The following is a 15,210-nucleotide window of genomic DNA, read 5'->3' as shown; positions in this document are numbered from 1 at the left end:
AGCATCCAGAGGTTCAAAAACCTTGCACTTTCGTCGGCGAGCGCCGGGCAAATTGGGAAACTAAGCGACGAAACTACTATTTTGTAAGCTGTGTGGCTTCTAGATTCGCTCTGGAGACTTATTCAGCAAGCCCTAGTTAAGCAAGTGGGATATCACAGTCCAATTCTCATTGATCAAGGGACTGCTGATAAATTTTTAGTTGAGCAATTGCTGCCAGATGTTTTTGAGCAAGCTTGTGCAGAAGTTAACCAACCCTTAAATTTACGTTATCAAGAAGGCTATGACCACAGTTATTATTTCATAGCCAGTTTTATTGAAGATCATATCCGCCACCATGCGATCGCTTTAGGAGTTAAGTGACTAAATAATTCGTAATGACGCTCCTACGTCGCTACCGCTACGCTAACGTAATTCGTAATTCGTAATTAATGGTGCAGAACAACTAGCTTGCCTACAGCAAGCTGTACAGTACATATGGGTTGATAATTATAAATTATTAGGATGCACATTTTATAGACCTATAATTCATTTGTTAATACTTATTTAGTAAATATGAGTTACGACACCTGAGTGATATCGTGTCCGGTTAATTAAGCTGAAGAAAAAATGTTCTTTCGGAGTCAAGACTTTAGTCCTGGTTTTTGGGAATTCAGTCCCCACTACAAAAAGCAGAGCGCTATTCCAGATACCTCATATTCCGAAGATTTCTTAATTTTCCTCTCCTTAAAATGAAACAAGAGCCTTACAACGACTCTAAATAAATCAAAAGATCCGCCATTTCTTGAGCATTGGGCTGGAATTTTGGCATTGGCGGCGTGTCGCCACTGATCACTTGGTGAATCAGTCCATACTGAGATTTGCGCTTTGAGACAGCTTGTAAACTTGGACCCACTCGCCCATCTGCTTGCAAGCCATGACAACCAGCACAATTGATTTGAAAGATAGCGTGTCCTTGAACTTGGTTTCCTGTCAAGGATAGAACACTCTTGACGTATGGATCGGAGGCTTGAACCAACTGAACACCAAAAAAGCCCAAAGGAACTGCTAGCAGTATCGTCAGAGTCAACAAAACGATCCGCTGAATCAAAATTTCAGGTTTGGTAATTTGGTTATCCAAAAGGTTTGCTCTGAAAGTCAAGGTGTACTAAAAAATTTTCATTTCCTACACATAGCTTAAAAGTTCTTGATGGTGTCTGCAAGCACAGAAGACTATTTTCTTGTGTGTTTGCCCTCCAAAAAGGCTGTAGGGCGCAGGATTCATCCCAAATTTGGTAAAATTAAAATCAGGAAACGAATATTCAATAATTGCAAAAAGGAGATTTACAGTGGTTGAACCCTTGCTATCAGGTATTGTCCTTGGTCTAGTTTTCGTCACCCTCGCCGGACTGTTTTACGCTGCCTATAAGCAATACAAGCGTCCCAGCCAGTGGGGAGGATGAGGGAGTGCTGAGTTAGGAGTGCTGAGTACTGGTTAGGAGTTAGGAGTTATGTTGTTCTTCATCTCCCTTATCTCCTACTCCCTGACTCTGAATTCTGTAGAAAGTTAGTGATGTGTTGCCGTAAACTTTCTTGCGGCAAATTTCCCAAGCGGGAATCTCTGGCGGTGTCCAGCTTTGCGAGGCGTGTTCAACTGCGATTTCCCCGCTAGGCTCTAAAATCTGATGATGAGCGATCGCTTCTAAAACTGGCTGATATAATCCACTGGCATAAGGTGGATCAAAGTAGATTTTATCAAATTGCTTCCCTGATAAAGTCTTTAACTGTTGGGTAATCTCTCCCCGCAATACCCGAAATTCTTGCTCGGTATTAGCTACCTGCTGCCAATTTTGTTGGATGGTGGCACAGGCTCGGCTTGATTGTTCAACTCCCACTACTAAACTGGCTCCTCTACACAAAGCCTCTGCACCAATTGAACCAGTACCCGCGCACAAATCTAACCAGCGACACCCTGCAATTTCTCCTTGCCAAATATTAAAAACTGCCTCTCTTACCCGCGCACTGGTAGGTCTAGTTTCTTTACCTGGTAAAGTTTTTAGCTGGCGATTCCCGTAAATTCTCAGACTCATTGGTCATTGGTCATTAGTCATTGGTCATTGGTCATTAGATTTAGATGAAGAACAAAGAACAAAAAGAATATTAGGCAGGAACTTTTTCGCGGACTTGAGCAACAAAATTAGACAAGATTTGCAATCCGATATTAGAGGATTTTTCGGGGTGAAATTGGACTGCCATCAGGTTTTCATGAGCGATCGCAGCTGTTACAGTTTGAGTACCGTGAGTGACGGTTGCTGCACGGATTAGCGGGTCTATGGGGTCAACATAGTAAGAATGGACAAAATACACCCAAGGATCGGACGGTAAATGCTCCCACAAAATGCTTTTTGCCTGAGTCACTTCCAATTGATTCCAACCCATGTGCGGAATAGTGATATCAGGTTCAGAACGGAACCGCCGCACTTTTCCTTTGATAATTCCCAGTCCTGGTTGGTTGCCTTCTGCACTTGATTCAAAGAGAATGTGCAATCCTAAACAGATGCCTAAGAAAGGTTTTCCCGATGCGATCGCATCTTTAATTGGTTCTTCTAAACCACGCGATCTCAAGTGTTGCACTGCTGGATCAAATGCTCCCACTCCCGGCAAAACTATTGCATCTGCTTGCTCTAATTCCTTTGGAGAATAAGTAACCTTAACAGTTGCCCCAGCTTTTTCCAAGCCTTTGCAGACTGAGTGCAAATTTCCCATCTCGTAATCTACGACCGCAATCACTGCCATTTACCTGCTCCTTGTATATTTATTATGGAGGGTTTTTCTATTGTAAATAATATTTCTATTCTAAATAACATTTGTTTGTTATGAATAAAAGAATTCTATTAACTTCTTTTGACGTTTGGCTATCCGATCAACTCTCAAATTCTTCTGATGATTTATTACTTGAAGTTACCAAACTTGATTTGATACCTCATGACTTAACTTTTTTACGCCAGTTACCCGTAGATATCCAACTTGCTAGTTCTCAGGTAATTGAAAAAATCAATGCAATCCAACCTGATTACATCATCTGTTGTGGCATGGCTGCAAGTCGCACACAATTAAGTGTGGAAGCAGGTGCTAGCCTTGGAGAAAGTATTTTACAGACAGAAGTTGATTTAGAGAAATTGGTGGCGGGAGCAGTGACAATTGAGATTAGCCACGACTGCGGTAAATTTGTCTGTGTTCGCGTAGCGTCTCGTAGAGAGAGTCTTTACTATTCAGTGTTGGATTACTTGTGCCAAAGCCAACTCACGGCGCGTTGTATTTTTGTTCACGTTCCGGTTCTCAATCAAGAAAATTTGATGGAAATTCTGGCAAATTTCGTATTAATTATTAATAAACTGGCACTTTTATAAAATTGTCAGCGTTTGGATCGTGAAGAAAATATTTAAATTTATGTTGCCATTGTTACTAAATTTTCTGCTTGGCCAAACAACTCCTGCTATGCCACCACCTGAAGAAGTGGTGCAACTACAAGAAGTGCGTCCTTTACCAGGCCAACTGGATACAGTGCCAATGTTTAACAGCAATAGTCCAGAATTGGTGTTAGAAGAAGGAATTTTACTCTCGACCTTTCCACCGGATGGAAAAAAAGTGCCAACGGCGCATTTGAATTTTCCCTTTCGAGGACGATTTGATATTTTTGCCCATCATGTTGCGAAAGCTGAACCACCAGAAAATTTGCGACCGCTCTATTTAGGGATAATTTTATATAACCCTGGTTCGGAATTGGTGAAGGTAAATATTTTGCAAGCAGCGAGTTATTTGAGTCAACCCGATGCACCATTTATTGAGTTACCATCTTTTAGTCAAAATATTTTAGGTAAAGTTTTTGCCGGGCCTGGCGATCGCGTCATGTCTGATATATTAAGGGGAAAACGACAAGAGATTTTCCCTGCTCAAATTGAGATTCCGCCAGGGCAAAGTCGAATGTTACTAAATTTACCAATTCCTGTGCAAGGACTAACACCACCCCTCAATGGTCGGTCTACGTTGATGCGACTGTGGAGTAATGGGACTGTTTATGCAGCTAGCCTAGCCATGTTTGCACGAGTGAATCCTGATGGCAGTGAGCGAGGACTACGGCAACCCGTTCGCGTAGCGTCTCCGACAGGAGAAGCGGGAACGCCTACCTTAGAAGAGTGGCAAAATTTACTGGATAATAGTGATGTGGCTAGACCACGGGATAAAACCCCCACTCCCTTAGAGGAAACCCGCAAGTCAAGAATTTATGGGCGCGTAGCCGGAGTAGCTGGTGGTTCCCAATGGCAAGCTTTATTAATAGATAATCTCAAAGCCAGATATCTAAATATTCCCCAGCCTGGTGAAGTGTTTTCCTATGCTCTCAGTAGCCTGCATGGTGGTACTTTAGGAAATGGTCAAATTCAAAGTGCTAGTATGCTGGTGCGTTATCCTGACACTGCATATCGCGCTCATGGCAACTATGGAATTCAATATAGTTTGAGATTGCCGCTATATAATAATACTCAAATTCCTCAAACTGTCAGTGTATCCATGCAAACGCCACTAAAAGAGGATCAGTTAGTTAAAGGAGGGTTACGTTTTTTTAGTATGTCAGCGCGTCAAGTGTTCTTTCGGGGTACCGTGCGGGTACGTTACAACGATGACCAAGGTCTACCACGAACTAAGTTTGTGCATTTAGTGCAAAGGAGAGGTCAAATGGGAGAACCGCTAGTTTTATTAAATATCAAAGCAGGCGATCGCTCTTTAGTAGAAGTAGACTTTCTCTATCCCCCGGATGCTACACCACCACAAGTATTAACAGTCTCAACTCAGGCTAAATCTCGGTAAGGAGTCATGGGTAATTTTTTTAATTTAAATTATTTCATGAGAAATTTATTAAATGCATTAGAATGCTCTTGAACTGATAAATTTGAGAAGTGATGAAACGCAAGTCTTACCACAAATATCGGTCTGCTCATAGTCTCTTCAAGACACAAATTCTTAAAAATAACCCTCTTGGTTGGATATCCATTAATATTTACTGCTTAACTATATTTCATGTATTTAGTGGAGGACTAGCTTCATTGTTGGGATTATTAATCCAGCATCATGCTGCTGAGGCTTCCATCACTCACAAAATTGGAAATAAAAGTTCTCTAATCACAAATAATCTTCAGAATAACGAAACTCAAATACAAGATTTTTCATCGCCACTAGTAGAGCTTAATCACCAGATATCGACGTTTACAACTACTTCTGCATTGATATCTAGTTGGTTAAGTCAGCCAGAAAGAGGATTAATAACTATAATTGAAACACTTTCTCCTTATGCCTCGGCATATCTGAGTTCTAGCCCATGGCCAGACATTCAGGAACGGGCAAAATTAGCCAAAGTACCTATCATAATGTACCATGATATTTTGCCACAAAAAGAAGTATTCTTTGATGTTACTCCTAATGAATTAGAAGAACATTTCCAATTAATAAAAGATCAAGGTGTGGTTCCGATTAGCATGGAGCAGTTAATTACTCATTTGCAGACAGGAATGCCCCTACCAGAGAAACCAGTTTTACTGACATTTGATGATGGTTATGGTGGGCATTATCAGTATGTTTATCCATTATTAAAAAAATATAATTATCCAGCAGTATTTTCGATTTATACTAATGGTGTTGGCAATAACGTTGGTCGTTCTCATGTCAGCTGGGAACAATTGCAGGAAATGGTAGCTAATCCCTTAGTAACGATCGCATCTCATACCATTAGTCATCCAGCTGATTTAACAGCTTTGACTGATGAACAGCTAAGTACAGAAGTCTTAGAGTCTAAAAAAATTCTAGAGGCAAAATTAGGTATTCCTATCCCATATTTTACTTATCCTACTGGAAAATATGATGAGAGAGTAGCAAGTTCAGTGCGTGAAGCAGGATATAATTTAGCATTGACAATGAATGATATAGATGAAAGATTTGCAGGTAGCTCAGATAATTTATTAGCAGTTTCTCGCTTTGGTCAATCGAAACTAAGAGAAGTGATTGCTCAAGCATGGGGAGGGTCACAACTACCAAAATGGAAATTACTCTTGGATTTTACACATCCTATTGAACGGACTGATACTACCATTAATAAGATTAATCTCATCTTGATTTCAGGTGGTAAGCCTAGTACTATTCATGCTGCAAGCCGTTATCAAGTCAAGGAAATTTTAGCTAAAGATAGCCCCAATGCGATCGCAGCTGTAAATGGAGGTTTTTTCTCTTTAAAATCTTTAGATTCCAATGTCATGATTGGGCCTATTTTCAGCCAGGTTACAAATCAATTTATTCCTGGTAACAGTTATGATATTCAGAGAATGATTGGACGCCCTTTAGTATTGATTAGTCCCTACACAGTACGCTTTATTCCCTTCGACCCTAGCAAGCACAATACTCTAACGGGGATACAATCTGAGATCCCAGAAGTCACGGATGCTTTTGTCGCAGCAGCATGGCTAGTTAAAAATGGCGAACCCCAGGCAGCAAATACCTTTAACAATCTTTATGGTTTTGACATAGCGCGCTACCGAGCTTTTTGGGGCATTAATCAAGCAGGAGCTCCCACCATCGGTATTTCTCGTGAATCTGTTGACTCTGTATCTTTAGGATTGGCGCTAGCTAAAGCTGGGTTAAATGATGCAGTGATGCTTGATTCTGGTCAGAGTACCTCATTAGTTTATAAGGGAGAATCTCTAGTAAATTACATTGCTCGCCCAGTACCTCATACAGTTGTACTTTTACAACCTTAGTAGGAAGCTTGCAACTAGAGTTTAGATGCAACATCAGTCGAGAAAATTCTGGCTAAAAATAAAAAGCGGTCAAGCCTCTTGAACTGACCGCTTAATGCGCGATCGCCAAAACCTAAAAAATTAGAGAAATATTAAGAAGTGTAAACACTTAAAGTTTTTTGTCATTCGATAATAACGATTGCAAAGCCTGGACTTCGACTATTACGCAAGACAGTACTTTGTTTATGGAAGCATATTGGATGGATATTCCTCTACATTCCTACGCCGTCTGTTTGAGCCGCTAAAATCTGAGAAATTCCGTTGCTCAATGTTAAGAAAAATTATGGAAATCTTATTTTTCTATGAAAAATGCACTAATTATTAAATTTTCGTTAGATACTGTGACATTCACTTAGAGTGAGGCTCCTAATATGCCCATTCCTAACACTTTTCCAATGGACGGATTACAAGTACTAGTGGTCGATGATAACCTCGATTCCTGTGTCTGGATGACTTGTTTGCTTGAGTTGTATGGGATCGAAGTTCATTCAACTTCCACGGTACATCAAGCCTTAACAGCGTTTGTCGAACTTTGCCCAGATTTAGTAATTAGTGATATTGCCCTGCCCGGTGAAGATGGTTATTCGCTGCTACGTCAGATTCGGCAAATTGAAGATAGGCTCGACAAATCCACTCCTGTTATAGCAGTCACGGCACTTGAAGAGTTAGAAGCTCGATTTTCGGAGTCGGAAGCAAGGTTTGACAAATGGTTATTAAAGCCTGTGGACATAGATAAATTAATCGGGGCGATCGCTTACCTAACAGGGCGTTCAATGTTGATTGGTGAATTAACTTCTTCATATTGATCAAGCTTTTCACCCCAAGTTTGTGTATTTAGGGTGAATACATATTCCGCTCTATCCGTTGCAATAGAAATAGCAAACTATAGCAGGTAATAAAAGGGCGGCATGACAATCGATCAAAAAATCAACCAAGAAACTGAATTAGATTCTCTCCAGCACCTGATTGGAATTCTGATCTTACTAGTAGAGGATGAGCCAGATATTGCAGATTTGCTTACCTTCATTTTGGAAGCAGCAGGTGCGGAAGTGACGGCTTTAAGCGATGCAGAAGCAGCCCTTGATGTGGTGGAATCGCTTCATCCAGACATTCTACTGTGCAACGTGAAGTTGCCCGTTCATGATGGAAATTGGTTAATTAAGCAAATTCGGGTGCATTCTTGCCCATCCATAAGGCAGTTGCCAGCGATCGCTATAACTTCTTATACACGGGAGTTTTCAAGTCATAAGGCTTTGAATTCTGGCTTTAATCGATTTCTAGTCAAGCTTGAAAGTCCAGAGGAAATCGTAGATGAGATTGCTCAACTGCTATCTATCGGTCTTTAAATATAAATACCCAGTTTTTATCTCATTTTTAACACTGATTTTACCAAATAGGCATTGGAGCGTGCAGCTAGCTGTACGCTCTTAAGAATGACTCTACCTTGGAAACCATATAACCCTAAGTGAGTAGGGATAGATTTATTAACCTTATTGAAAACCCTTTGTTGACTTTTTTTGCCCCTTACCCTTGGGCTTAGATTTGTTAACTTCTCCTAAAGCTTCTTGAAATAAATTGTGTAGATGTATGGGGACACTAGCAATTTCTGGTAATTCTGGCTCAATAGGTTTGTTGAATTCTTGCAAAAGTGCATCTAAGTCACTTTCAAGGCGAAACTCTGGACGTTGCAAATATTTCTGCAACACCTTTTCTAACTGAGTCGGATACTGTTTCGCTAACCGATACCAGATAAAGGCGTTAATACTTTTATCTTCGAGATAATAGCGAATTAATTTTTCAGCCCCTTCAACACTTTGCCAATCTTCTGCCGCTAAAATTGCTTGTACCCTGCTATATGTTGGTAAAAAAATTTGTCCCCAACGGGGATGAGAAAGAGCCGTTACCTGTTCTGCTTTCTTGAGTTCGGCAGGTAATTCAACCTTTGGCATAACCATTTTGCTCTTGCCGCTTTTGTTGTTAAACATCTGAGAAACTGCGTTTGAGTCAGCCCCAAATTCTGCTGCTGCTGCTTTGATTTCCTCGTCTCCAATGCCAGCGGCTTCTGCAACTTCAGCTAGGGATTTGGAAGTATCAATTCCTGCTGCTGCAAAGGTTTTTTCGGTAATTACTTCTTGAAATTCCGCTATTTTCTTATTAAGATGGTATCCAGATAACGTGATTTCATCAGTGCCAAAAAAGTCCACAAATTGCTGATGATATTGTGCTACTGACTGCCAAGCTGACTCTAGCAAGTCTGGAGCATCGCTGTAAAGATTACTTTTATAGTTTTCTTTAAAATTACCAATTGCTACAGCAAGTTTTGGTTTACCCAATTTACCCATCACTGTATAAGGGCCAGAAAACATCCAATAGTTGTCGGTAACAGGAGAAATGCGAGTTAGTAAAATTTCTCCTACTTTCAACCGAGATATTGCCTGTAGGGTTTGGACATTATTTGGCTTGACAATGTAGCGTTTATCTGTTAACCAGTTTGTCAACTCAAAGGGATCAGTTAGGATGTTAGTGATGGCAAATAAGCCAATAAAACTATGATGCCAGCTGTTGATCAGGTTGCGATCGCCTTCTTCTAAATCTGGACGGCTGGCGATAAACAACTCTAATGGTGACTTATCACCGACTTTCCCTTCTGTAATAAAGCTATCGATAATTAAGTCCTGCTGTGTACTATCTCCACTTCCCCGGCGCAACTGCGCTGCTGCATAAGTTTCCAGCGCTTGTGCAAGTTCACCTTCAGCATCAAGGACAAAATCAACCAAAGCTTGTTTTAATTCGTGCGATCGTTCTAATATGACATCCACAAGTTAATCTCTCGGTGCAACAGACGTAAATTATAGCTTTTAAAAGAATTGCAGTATCTAGCAATAGCTAGATTTATGGAGATGCACATTTAGCTGATTTAGCCGTCATCTTCTTTTAAACTAAATACAAGGGTACAACACAAGGTCAGTAGAAATGGTTGCAAATGTCAGTTATAGCTATATTTCTCCTGAAGATTATCTAAAAGCAGAAGAAAGCAGCCCTATCAAGCATGAATATAGGCAAGGAGAGGTTTATGCAATGGCAGGGGCAAGTAATGGTCATGTTATCATTTCTCTTAATGTTGCTTCACTGTTGAGAAATCATTTGCGTGGGAGTGGATGTCAAGCTTATATATCAGACACAAAAGCACATATTGAGTCTCTTAACACTTATTACTACCCTGATGTAATTGTAAGTTGTGACCAACGAGATAAAGCTTTTGACAACTTTCTACGTTATCCCTGCTTAATTGTAGAAGTGCTATCTCCTACAACAGAAGCTTTTGACAGAGGTGATAAATTTGCTGATTACCGACAAATGGAGTCACTTCAAGAATATGTATTAGTGAGTCAAAACCGAATGAACTTGGAGTGTTTTCGCCGTAATTTAGAGGGACAGTGGGTACTTTATCCCTATGCACAAGGGAATATTATACATCTGGCAAGTGTAGATTTTCAATGTGCGATTGCATCTGTGTACGAAGATGTCACTTTTGAATCGCCGCAATTGACAGAGTAAAATTAGGGCGATTTGGATAAGTTAAACTATAAAATATCTATACTTCTTCAATCGGTTGATAATCTAGCAACAACGTTTATGGAAACTCCCATGTCTCCTCTAAAAACTGATTTCCAAACTCTTTACGAAATAGATTATCTGCAATGGATAGAGACTACCCTAGCAAAGCTGCGGTGTCAGAACTATTCTAGTGTGGATTGGGGGAATCTAATCGAGGAAATTGAGGACATGGGAAGGGGTGAAAAAAGAAGTTTAGAGAGCAATTTAATTGTAGTTTTGTTACATCTACTTAAATGGCAGTTTCAACCTGAACAGAGAAGTGGTAGCTGGGAAGGAAGCATTGTTGAACATCGCAGACGAATTAAGAAAGCTCTTAAAGAATCTCCTAGCCTTAAGCCTTATCTTGAAAATATATTTTTAGAGACTTATACAGAAGCAGTCAAACAAGCAAAAGCTGAAACTGGCTTGTTATTAGAAACATTTCCTATAGAATGCCCATATAGTCTAACAAATGTAATTGATGATGAATTTTTACCTAAGTAACTATAGACTAACCACTAATATAGCAATCCTAAATTCTTGGCGGCTTGGCGGTCAATACGGTTTTGTAATGAGCAAATTCTCGTAATCATTCCAAGTCCTAAATCGTAGGATTAATTCATACCCTGGAGCAAGGTCTATTGTGTCTTGGGTGATGATGGGTAATGTCATAAATTTACTACAAATCCCTCAAATAATCATTTTTACTTATCTTTTGACCACTCTTGATTACCAGGTAAATTCATCAACATCTGATCAAATAGCACTAGGCAAAGACTTTTGAGAATTTGTATAAGTCAAATTTAAAAAATCTTTTGTTCTAGAGACAATCAGTGATTTATCAACCATTGTTTGCAGTCGTTTAGGTGTATATAAACCATCAAAAATCTCAGATGACGCTGGCTTGATTGCTGCATCAAAAGCCGCATCTAGCAAATCTTCCCATTCATCTTTTTTCACATAATGAGAAGTCTTATTATCCTGTAAATTTAAATCTTGAATTTCTAAAATCGAACCTTCAATCAAAGCTACCCAGGAATTAGTTAATCTTTGTTCAACTTGATTTTTAATCAAATGAATAATCAGCCGGATGAGATAACTCCTAATATTTCGGATATAACTCTTTCGACTCATTAACTCCAACTCATCAACAAGTACCAAAGCATCATCATAACGTCCATCAAGAATAGACTTCCTTAAATCCCAAAGTTCTTGAGTCATAACTTGTAGCGATTTATTCAATACTAAATTCAGCATCAACTAAAACCACCTAGCTTGCGTCCATCAGTGTCAATTTTCACTAATTTTTAATTTTGGCTGTGAAATCGGGTAATCTCCAATTTTATTTACCTTCTGACCACTCTTGACCACCAAGTAAATCCCTCAACATTTCATCAATAGCACCAGGCAAAGACTTTTGAGAATTCATATAAGTCAAATTTAAAAAATCTTTTGTTCTACAGATAATCAATGATTTATCAACCATTGTTTGCAGTCGTTTAGGTGTATACAAACCATCAAAAATCTCAGCAGATGCAGGATCGATTGCTGCATCATAAGCAGCATCCAGCAAATCTTCCCATTCATCTTGTTTCACATAATGAGAAGTCTTATTATCCTGTAAATTTAAATCTTGAATTTCTAAAACAGAGCCTTTAATAGAGGCTACCCAAGAATTAGTTAATCTTTGTTCAACCTGATTTTTAATCAAATGAGTAATCAGCCGGATGAGAAAACTCCTAATATTTCTAATATAACTCTTTCGACTCATCAATTCCAATTCATCAACAAGTACTAAAGCATCGTCATAACGTCCATCAAGAATAGACTTCCTTAAATCCCAAAGTTCTTGAGTCATAAATTATTACGATTGATCTAATACTAAATTCAGCATCAACTAAAACCACCTAACTTTCGTCCATCAGTATCAGTTTTCACTACTTTTTTGCTTGGTCAACTGCTGCACTAATAATTGTACTCCCAAAGCCAACAAACCAATTGCCACTATACCAAATATTCCGCTTCCTAAGGCAACTACACCAACGACCAAAGTACGAACAGCAGAGGAAATCCTGATCACTAATGGATTAACTGAATGGATGGGTTTGGTGGCAAAATTTGTGGCGATCGCAATCATCAGTGAGTACGCTGCAAATCCCATGCCTCCCGAAATCACAGCACCAGTTAAACAGCGTAACGGACTCGCTGTAACCTGTTCTTTAGCATCTGTTTGTGGTGTAATATTTTGGTTATTCATATCATTTTGGATTAGGGCATTGGGCATTAGGCATTGGGCATTGGAAATTGATAATTGTGATTTATTTTTACTATTTCCTATTCCCATTAACTATAAAGATTTATTTAAACTGATGAAGCTATCTGGATACCATGTGTAATTGTGCGAGTCACAAACAATTCTAAATCCTCATCATGAACTGCTTCCCTTACTTGCATCTTAAGTTGTTCTGCCTGCTGTTGAGACTCAATGAGGGCAAATACTGTCGGGCCTGAACCCGACATCATTGTTCCTAAAATGCCTTCCTGATTTGCAATTACTTCTCGCAGTTGCAAGACTTGGGGATAGGCTGGCAATACCACGCGCTCTAAATCATTATGCAGTTTTTGGGCAATTTGTTTTGTGTCTTTATCAAAGATAGCTTTTACAATTGCTCCTGAATGGACTGCATTAGCACGTGCTGCCAAGTTGTCGGTATCTCGAATATAAGAATTACCAAACTGCTGTCGATAAGTTTGGTATGCCCAAGCGGTAGAAACTTCCAAGCTGCGATATTTCGCTAATACTATATATATGTTATCTAAACTCGGTAAGGGAGAAAGTTGTTCACCTCTACCTGTAGCGATCGCAGTTCCACCCGCTACACAAAATGGCACATCTGAACCGAGTCTAGCTCCCAGTTCTTCTAATTCTGATTGAGTTAGTCCCAACTTCCACAATAAATCTATTCCCAGCAACACGGCTGCTGCATTCGTCGAACCCCCAGCTAACCCAGCAGCTACAGGAATGTGCTTGTTTATCGTAATATCTACACCCCCATATTTCCTAAAGGCTTCGGGAAATTGCGTTGCCATTAGTTCTGCTGCGCGGTATGCCAGATTAGTGTTATCTGTGGGTACTTGGGGATGGTTACAGTGAACGCGAATGCTGTCAGCGCTAATGGAATGCAGATCAATCTGGTCTGCAAGACCGATACTTTGAAGTATCATAGATAACTCGTGATAACCATCGGGGCGCTCGCCAATGATTTCCAGATACAAGTTGATTTTGGCAGGGGCAATTAGGGTGTAGGAATGCATTTTCAGTGTTGAGTTATAGCTACTCAAGGGTGAGTAAATTAGTTAGAGTTACCCATTGCTGAACGCTGAGGTCTTCGGCACGGGACTGGGGATTTATTTCTAATTGTTCCAGTAAGTGGGTCAGGCGATCGCGTTCTATAACTGATTGCAAATTATTTCGTAACATTTTGCGCTTGGCACCGAACCCCAACTTTAAGAAATTCTCGAACCGTCTTGGTTCAAGTGCTGGTATTTCCCTTTTTTGGGGACGCAATCGCACCACTGCTGAATCGACTTTTGGCGGTGGCTGGAATGCGGCGGCTGGAACTGTGCAAATTAATTCACACTCTGCTAAATATTGTACCCGCACACTTAACGCCCCAAAAGCTCTTGACCCTGGTTTAGCATACAACCTTTCTGCTACTTCTTTTTGTACCAGTAGCACTATTGAGTCAAATGGTTCTGAGTTGGGGTTAGCGATCGTACCTAGTAGTTTCTCAATGATTGGCCCTGTAATGTTATAGGGGATATTAGCTACTACTTTATTTGGCTTTTGAAAATTGGGAAATGCCGCCAGATGAGATGGTAAATCTAGGGTAAGAAAATCCCCTTGCAACAGTAAGAAATTTTCAGTTTTACCCAGTTGCTTTGCTAATAGTTCGCACAAATCGCGGTCTATTTCAACTGCAACCAGAGATTGTACTAAGGGTAGTAAACGACGAGTTAGAATGCCGGTTCCTGGCCCAATTTCCAGGACGCGTTCGCCCTTGGCGTTGGCGGAGCCATCGCCTTTTGTACACTCTGCGGCTCGAATAATTGCGTCGAGTGCTTTTTCACTTTTGAGCCAATGCTGACCAAAGACTTTACGCGGTCGGATCATTTTATTTTCCTTACCTGGTATGCTTTTCAGGTTTTTCCTAAAATTTACAGGTAATTCCATGCTAAGAGATTTTTTCTCATGAGCATCTTGCCAGTCTCTTGTATTTTCAGGCGGGTAGGATGCCCACCCTACAATATTCATCCCTTGATTCAGTAAAACCTAGTTTTTGCTTTTTTGTACCAGTACAGCACGGCGTAAATAAACCACCCATTCCAAATCAATCAGGACTTACACTTACGCACGAGTCACGGAATAACGTAGACGCTTCGGCTTGCCGAAGGCTACCGCAGAGGCGCAGAGAAGCCAGTGCATTGGGCGGGTTACCCGACTTGTTCGCGCAGCGTCTCCCCTTGGGAGAAGCAGCTGGCGCGACACGGAGAAATCAGAGTTTGAGAGATATTTGCGTAAGTCTTATCAATAAAACGCTTACGCTGTATTCATTTTGAATTTGCCTTTTTTTACTGGTTTACCAATCAAGCACTTACAATATAAGGCGAGTTAATCGCCGCTACACGGCCAGCATCTACCAAAGCTTGATATACCATCACTGCTACCTCAGCGCGTGTAGCATCGCGGGTAGGATTGAGTTGTTTGAGATTAGGGTGATTGACGATGATCTCC

General features: G+C 40.2%; 17 protein-coding genes and 1 pseudogene. 9 read left to right on the top strand and 9 right to left on the bottom strand.

What is annotated here, in order from left to right:
* Window positions 1-132 precede the first annotated feature (132 nt).
* Window positions 133-360 (top strand): annotated as a pseudogene (locus ACEW80_RS28575) (alpha/beta hydrolase-fold protein); the annotation flags it as partial.
* Between the two features lie 382 nt (window positions 361-742).
* On the opposite strand, the gene ACEW80_RS28570 reads toward ACEW80_RS28575, so the two are convergent.
* Window positions 743-1,117, bottom strand: coding sequence for a c-type cytochrome (locus ACEW80_RS28570; RefSeq protein ID WP_373529841.1), 375 nt, complete (start codon window positions 1,115-1,117; stop codon window positions 743-745).
* Between the two features lie 208 nt (window positions 1,118-1,325).
* On the opposite strand from ACEW80_RS28570, the gene petG reads away from it, so the two are divergent.
* Window positions 1,326-1,439 (top strand): cytochrome b6-f complex subunit V, encoded by a 114-nt coding sequence (petG, locus tag ACEW80_RS28565; RefSeq protein ID WP_373529840.1) that lies wholly within the window; start codon window positions 1,326-1,328, stop codon window positions 1,437-1,439.
* A gap of 39 nt (window positions 1,440-1,478) precedes the next feature.
* Here the strand turns inward: petG and rsmD are convergent, their stop codons facing one another.
* Both rsmD and hisH read right to left on the bottom strand, forming a co-directional pair.
* Entirely contained in the window at window positions 1,479-2,066 is a 588-nt protein-coding gene (rsmD, locus tag ACEW80_RS28560; RefSeq protein ID WP_373529839.1) for a 16S rRNA (guanine(966)-N(2))-methyltransferase RsmD, read from the bottom strand.
* 70 nt (window positions 2,067-2,136) lie between these two features.
* Entirely contained in the window at window positions 2,137-2,772 is a 636-nt protein-coding gene (hisH, locus tag ACEW80_RS28555; protein ID WP_373529838.1) for an imidazole glycerol phosphate synthase subunit HisH, read from the bottom strand.
* Window positions 2,773-2,852: 80 nt separating this feature from the next.
* On the opposite strand from hisH, the gene ACEW80_RS28550 reads away from it, so the two are divergent.
* From ACEW80_RS28550 to ACEW80_RS28530, 5 genes are all read left to right on the top strand, one after another.
* Window positions 2,853-3,386, top strand: a complete 534-nt coding sequence (locus ACEW80_RS28550; RefSeq protein WP_373529837.1) for a peptidase C15 — start codon at window positions 2,853-2,855, stop codon at window positions 3,384-3,386.
* Window positions 3,387-3,426: 40 nt separating this feature from the next.
* The gene (locus tag ACEW80_RS28545) at window positions 3,427-4,842 is read left to right on the top strand and encodes a DUF3370 domain-containing protein (RefSeq protein ID WP_373529836.1); all 1,416 of its coding nucleotides are present in this window, start codon (window positions 3,427-3,429) and stop codon (window positions 4,840-4,842) included.
* 92 nt (window positions 4,843-4,934) lie between these two features.
* Window positions 4,935-6,779 (top strand): polysaccharide deacetylase family protein, encoded by a 1,845-nt coding sequence (locus tag ACEW80_RS28540; protein ID WP_373529835.1) that lies wholly within the window; start codon window positions 4,935-4,937, stop codon window positions 6,777-6,779.
* A gap of 410 nt (window positions 6,780-7,189) precedes the next feature.
* Entirely contained in the window at window positions 7,190-7,624 is a 435-nt protein-coding gene (locus tag ACEW80_RS28535; RefSeq protein ID WP_373529834.1) for a response regulator, read from the top strand.
* A gap of 102 nt (window positions 7,625-7,726) precedes the next feature.
* Window positions 7,727-8,164, top strand: coding sequence for a response regulator (locus ACEW80_RS28530; protein WP_373529833.1), 438 nt, complete (start codon window positions 7,727-7,729; stop codon window positions 8,162-8,164).
* Window positions 8,165-8,308: 144 nt separating this feature from the next.
* Here ACEW80_RS28530 and ACEW80_RS28525 read toward each other — a convergent pair whose 3' ends face one another.
* Window positions 8,309-9,637: a hypothetical protein gene (locus tag ACEW80_RS28525; RefSeq protein WP_373529832.1), complete on the bottom strand. Its 1,329-nt coding sequence runs from the start codon at window positions 9,635-9,637 to the stop codon at window positions 8,309-8,311.
* A 154-nt stretch (window positions 9,638-9,791) separates the two neighbouring features.
* Between ACEW80_RS28525 and ACEW80_RS28520 the strand changes: the two genes are divergently transcribed.
* Both ACEW80_RS28520 and ACEW80_RS28515 read left to right on the top strand, forming a co-directional pair.
* Window positions 9,792-10,376, top strand: coding sequence for a Uma2 family endonuclease (locus tag ACEW80_RS28520; RefSeq protein ID WP_373529831.1), 585 nt, complete (start codon window positions 9,792-9,794; stop codon window positions 10,374-10,376).
* 78 nt (window positions 10,377-10,454) lie between these two features.
* Entirely contained in the window at window positions 10,455-10,919 is a 465-nt protein-coding gene (locus ACEW80_RS28515) for a DUF29 domain-containing protein (protein ID WP_373529830.1), read from the top strand.
* 252 nt (window positions 10,920-11,171) lie between these two features.
* On the opposite strand, the gene ACEW80_RS28510 is transcribed toward ACEW80_RS28515, so the two are convergent.
* From ACEW80_RS28510 to rsmA, 5 genes are all read right to left on the bottom strand, one after another.
* A complete protein-coding gene (locus tag ACEW80_RS28510; protein ID WP_373529829.1) occupies window positions 11,172-11,672 on the bottom strand; it encodes a DUF29 family protein in 501 nt (166 codons plus the stop codon).
* An 85-nt stretch (window positions 11,673-11,757) separates the two neighbouring features.
* A complete protein-coding gene (locus tag ACEW80_RS28505) occupies window positions 11,758-12,273 on the bottom strand; it encodes a DUF29 family protein (protein ID WP_373529828.1) in 516 nt (171 codons plus the stop codon).
* A 69-nt stretch (window positions 12,274-12,342) separates the two neighbouring features.
* Entirely contained in the window at window positions 12,343-12,672 is a 330-nt protein-coding gene (locus ACEW80_RS28500; RefSeq protein WP_373529843.1) for a DUF3082 domain-containing protein, read from the bottom strand.
* 104 nt (window positions 12,673-12,776) lie between these two features.
* A complete protein-coding gene (gene ispE / locus ACEW80_RS28495) occupies window positions 12,777-13,730 on the bottom strand; it encodes a 4-(cytidine 5'-diphospho)-2-C-methyl-D-erythritol kinase (RefSeq protein WP_373529827.1) in 954 nt (317 codons plus the stop codon).
* A gap of 19 nt (window positions 13,731-13,749) precedes the next feature.
* Complete coding sequence (gene rsmA / locus ACEW80_RS28490; protein WP_373529842.1) at window positions 13,750-14,589, bottom strand: 16S rRNA (adenine(1518)-N(6)/adenine(1519)-N(6))-dimethyltransferase RsmA; 840 nt, start codon at window positions 14,587-14,589, stop codon at window positions 13,750-13,752.
* Window positions 14,590-15,210: the final 621 nt, after the last annotated feature.

The sequence above is a fragment of the Nostoc sp. genome (assembly GCF_041747015.1).
In the GTDB taxonomy this organism is placed as follows: domain Bacteria; phylum Cyanobacteriota; class Cyanobacteriia; order Cyanobacteriales; family Nostocaceae; genus Nostoc.
The sequence above is the reverse complement of the archived record's forward strand: the minus strand, read 5'-3'. Positions and strand labels throughout refer to the sequence as shown.

Excerpts from the sequence above, each read along its gene's own strand:
- rsmD (WP_373529839.1), bottom strand. The coding sequence starts at position 2,066 with ATGAGTCTGAGAATTTACGGGAATCGCCAGCTAAAAACTTTACCAGGT.
- hisH (WP_373529838.1), bottom strand. The coding sequence starts at position 2,772 with ATGGCAGTGATTGCGGTCGTAGATTACGAGATGGGAAATTTGCACTCA.
- ACEW80_RS28550 (WP_373529837.1), top strand. The coding sequence starts at position 2,853 with ATGAATAAAAGAATTCTATTAACTTCTTTTGACGTTTGGCTATCCGAT.
- ACEW80_RS28545 (WP_373529836.1), top strand. The coding sequence starts at position 3,427 with ATGTTGCCATTGTTACTAAATTTTCTGCTTGGCCAAACAACTCCTGCT.
- ACEW80_RS28540 (WP_373529835.1), top strand. The coding sequence starts at position 4,935 with ATGAAACGCAAGTCTTACCACAAATATCGGTCTGCTCATAGTCTCTTC.
- ACEW80_RS28535 (WP_373529834.1), top strand. The coding sequence starts at position 7,190 with ATGCCCATTCCTAACACTTTTCCAATGGACGGATTACAAGTACTAGTG.
- ACEW80_RS28530 (WP_373529833.1), top strand. The coding sequence starts at position 7,727 with ATGACAATCGATCAAAAAATCAACCAAGAAACTGAATTAGATTCTCTC.
- ACEW80_RS28520 (WP_373529831.1), top strand. The coding sequence starts at position 9,792 with ATGGTTGCAAATGTCAGTTATAGCTATATTTCTCCTGAAGATTATCTA.
- ACEW80_RS28515 (WP_373529830.1), top strand. The coding sequence starts at position 10,455 with ATGGAAACTCCCATGTCTCCTCTAAAAACTGATTTCCAAACTCTTTAC.
- ACEW80_RS28510 (WP_373529829.1), bottom strand. The coding sequence starts at position 11,672 with ATGCTGAATTTAGTATTGAATAAATCGCTACAAGTTATGACTCAAGAA.
- ACEW80_RS28505 (WP_373529828.1), bottom strand. The coding sequence starts at position 12,273 with ATGACTCAAGAACTTTGGGATTTAAGGAAGTCTATTCTTGATGGACGT.
- ACEW80_RS28500 (WP_373529843.1), bottom strand. The coding sequence starts at position 12,672 with ATGAATAACCAAAATATTACACCACAAACAGATGCTAAAGAACAGGTT.
- ispE (WP_373529827.1), bottom strand. The coding sequence starts at position 13,730 with ATGCATTCCTACACCCTAATTGCCCCTGCCAAAATCAACTTGTATCTG.
- rsmA (WP_373529842.1), bottom strand. The coding sequence starts at position 14,589 with ATGATCCGACCGCGTAAAGTCTTTGGTCAGCATTGGCTCAAAAGTGAA.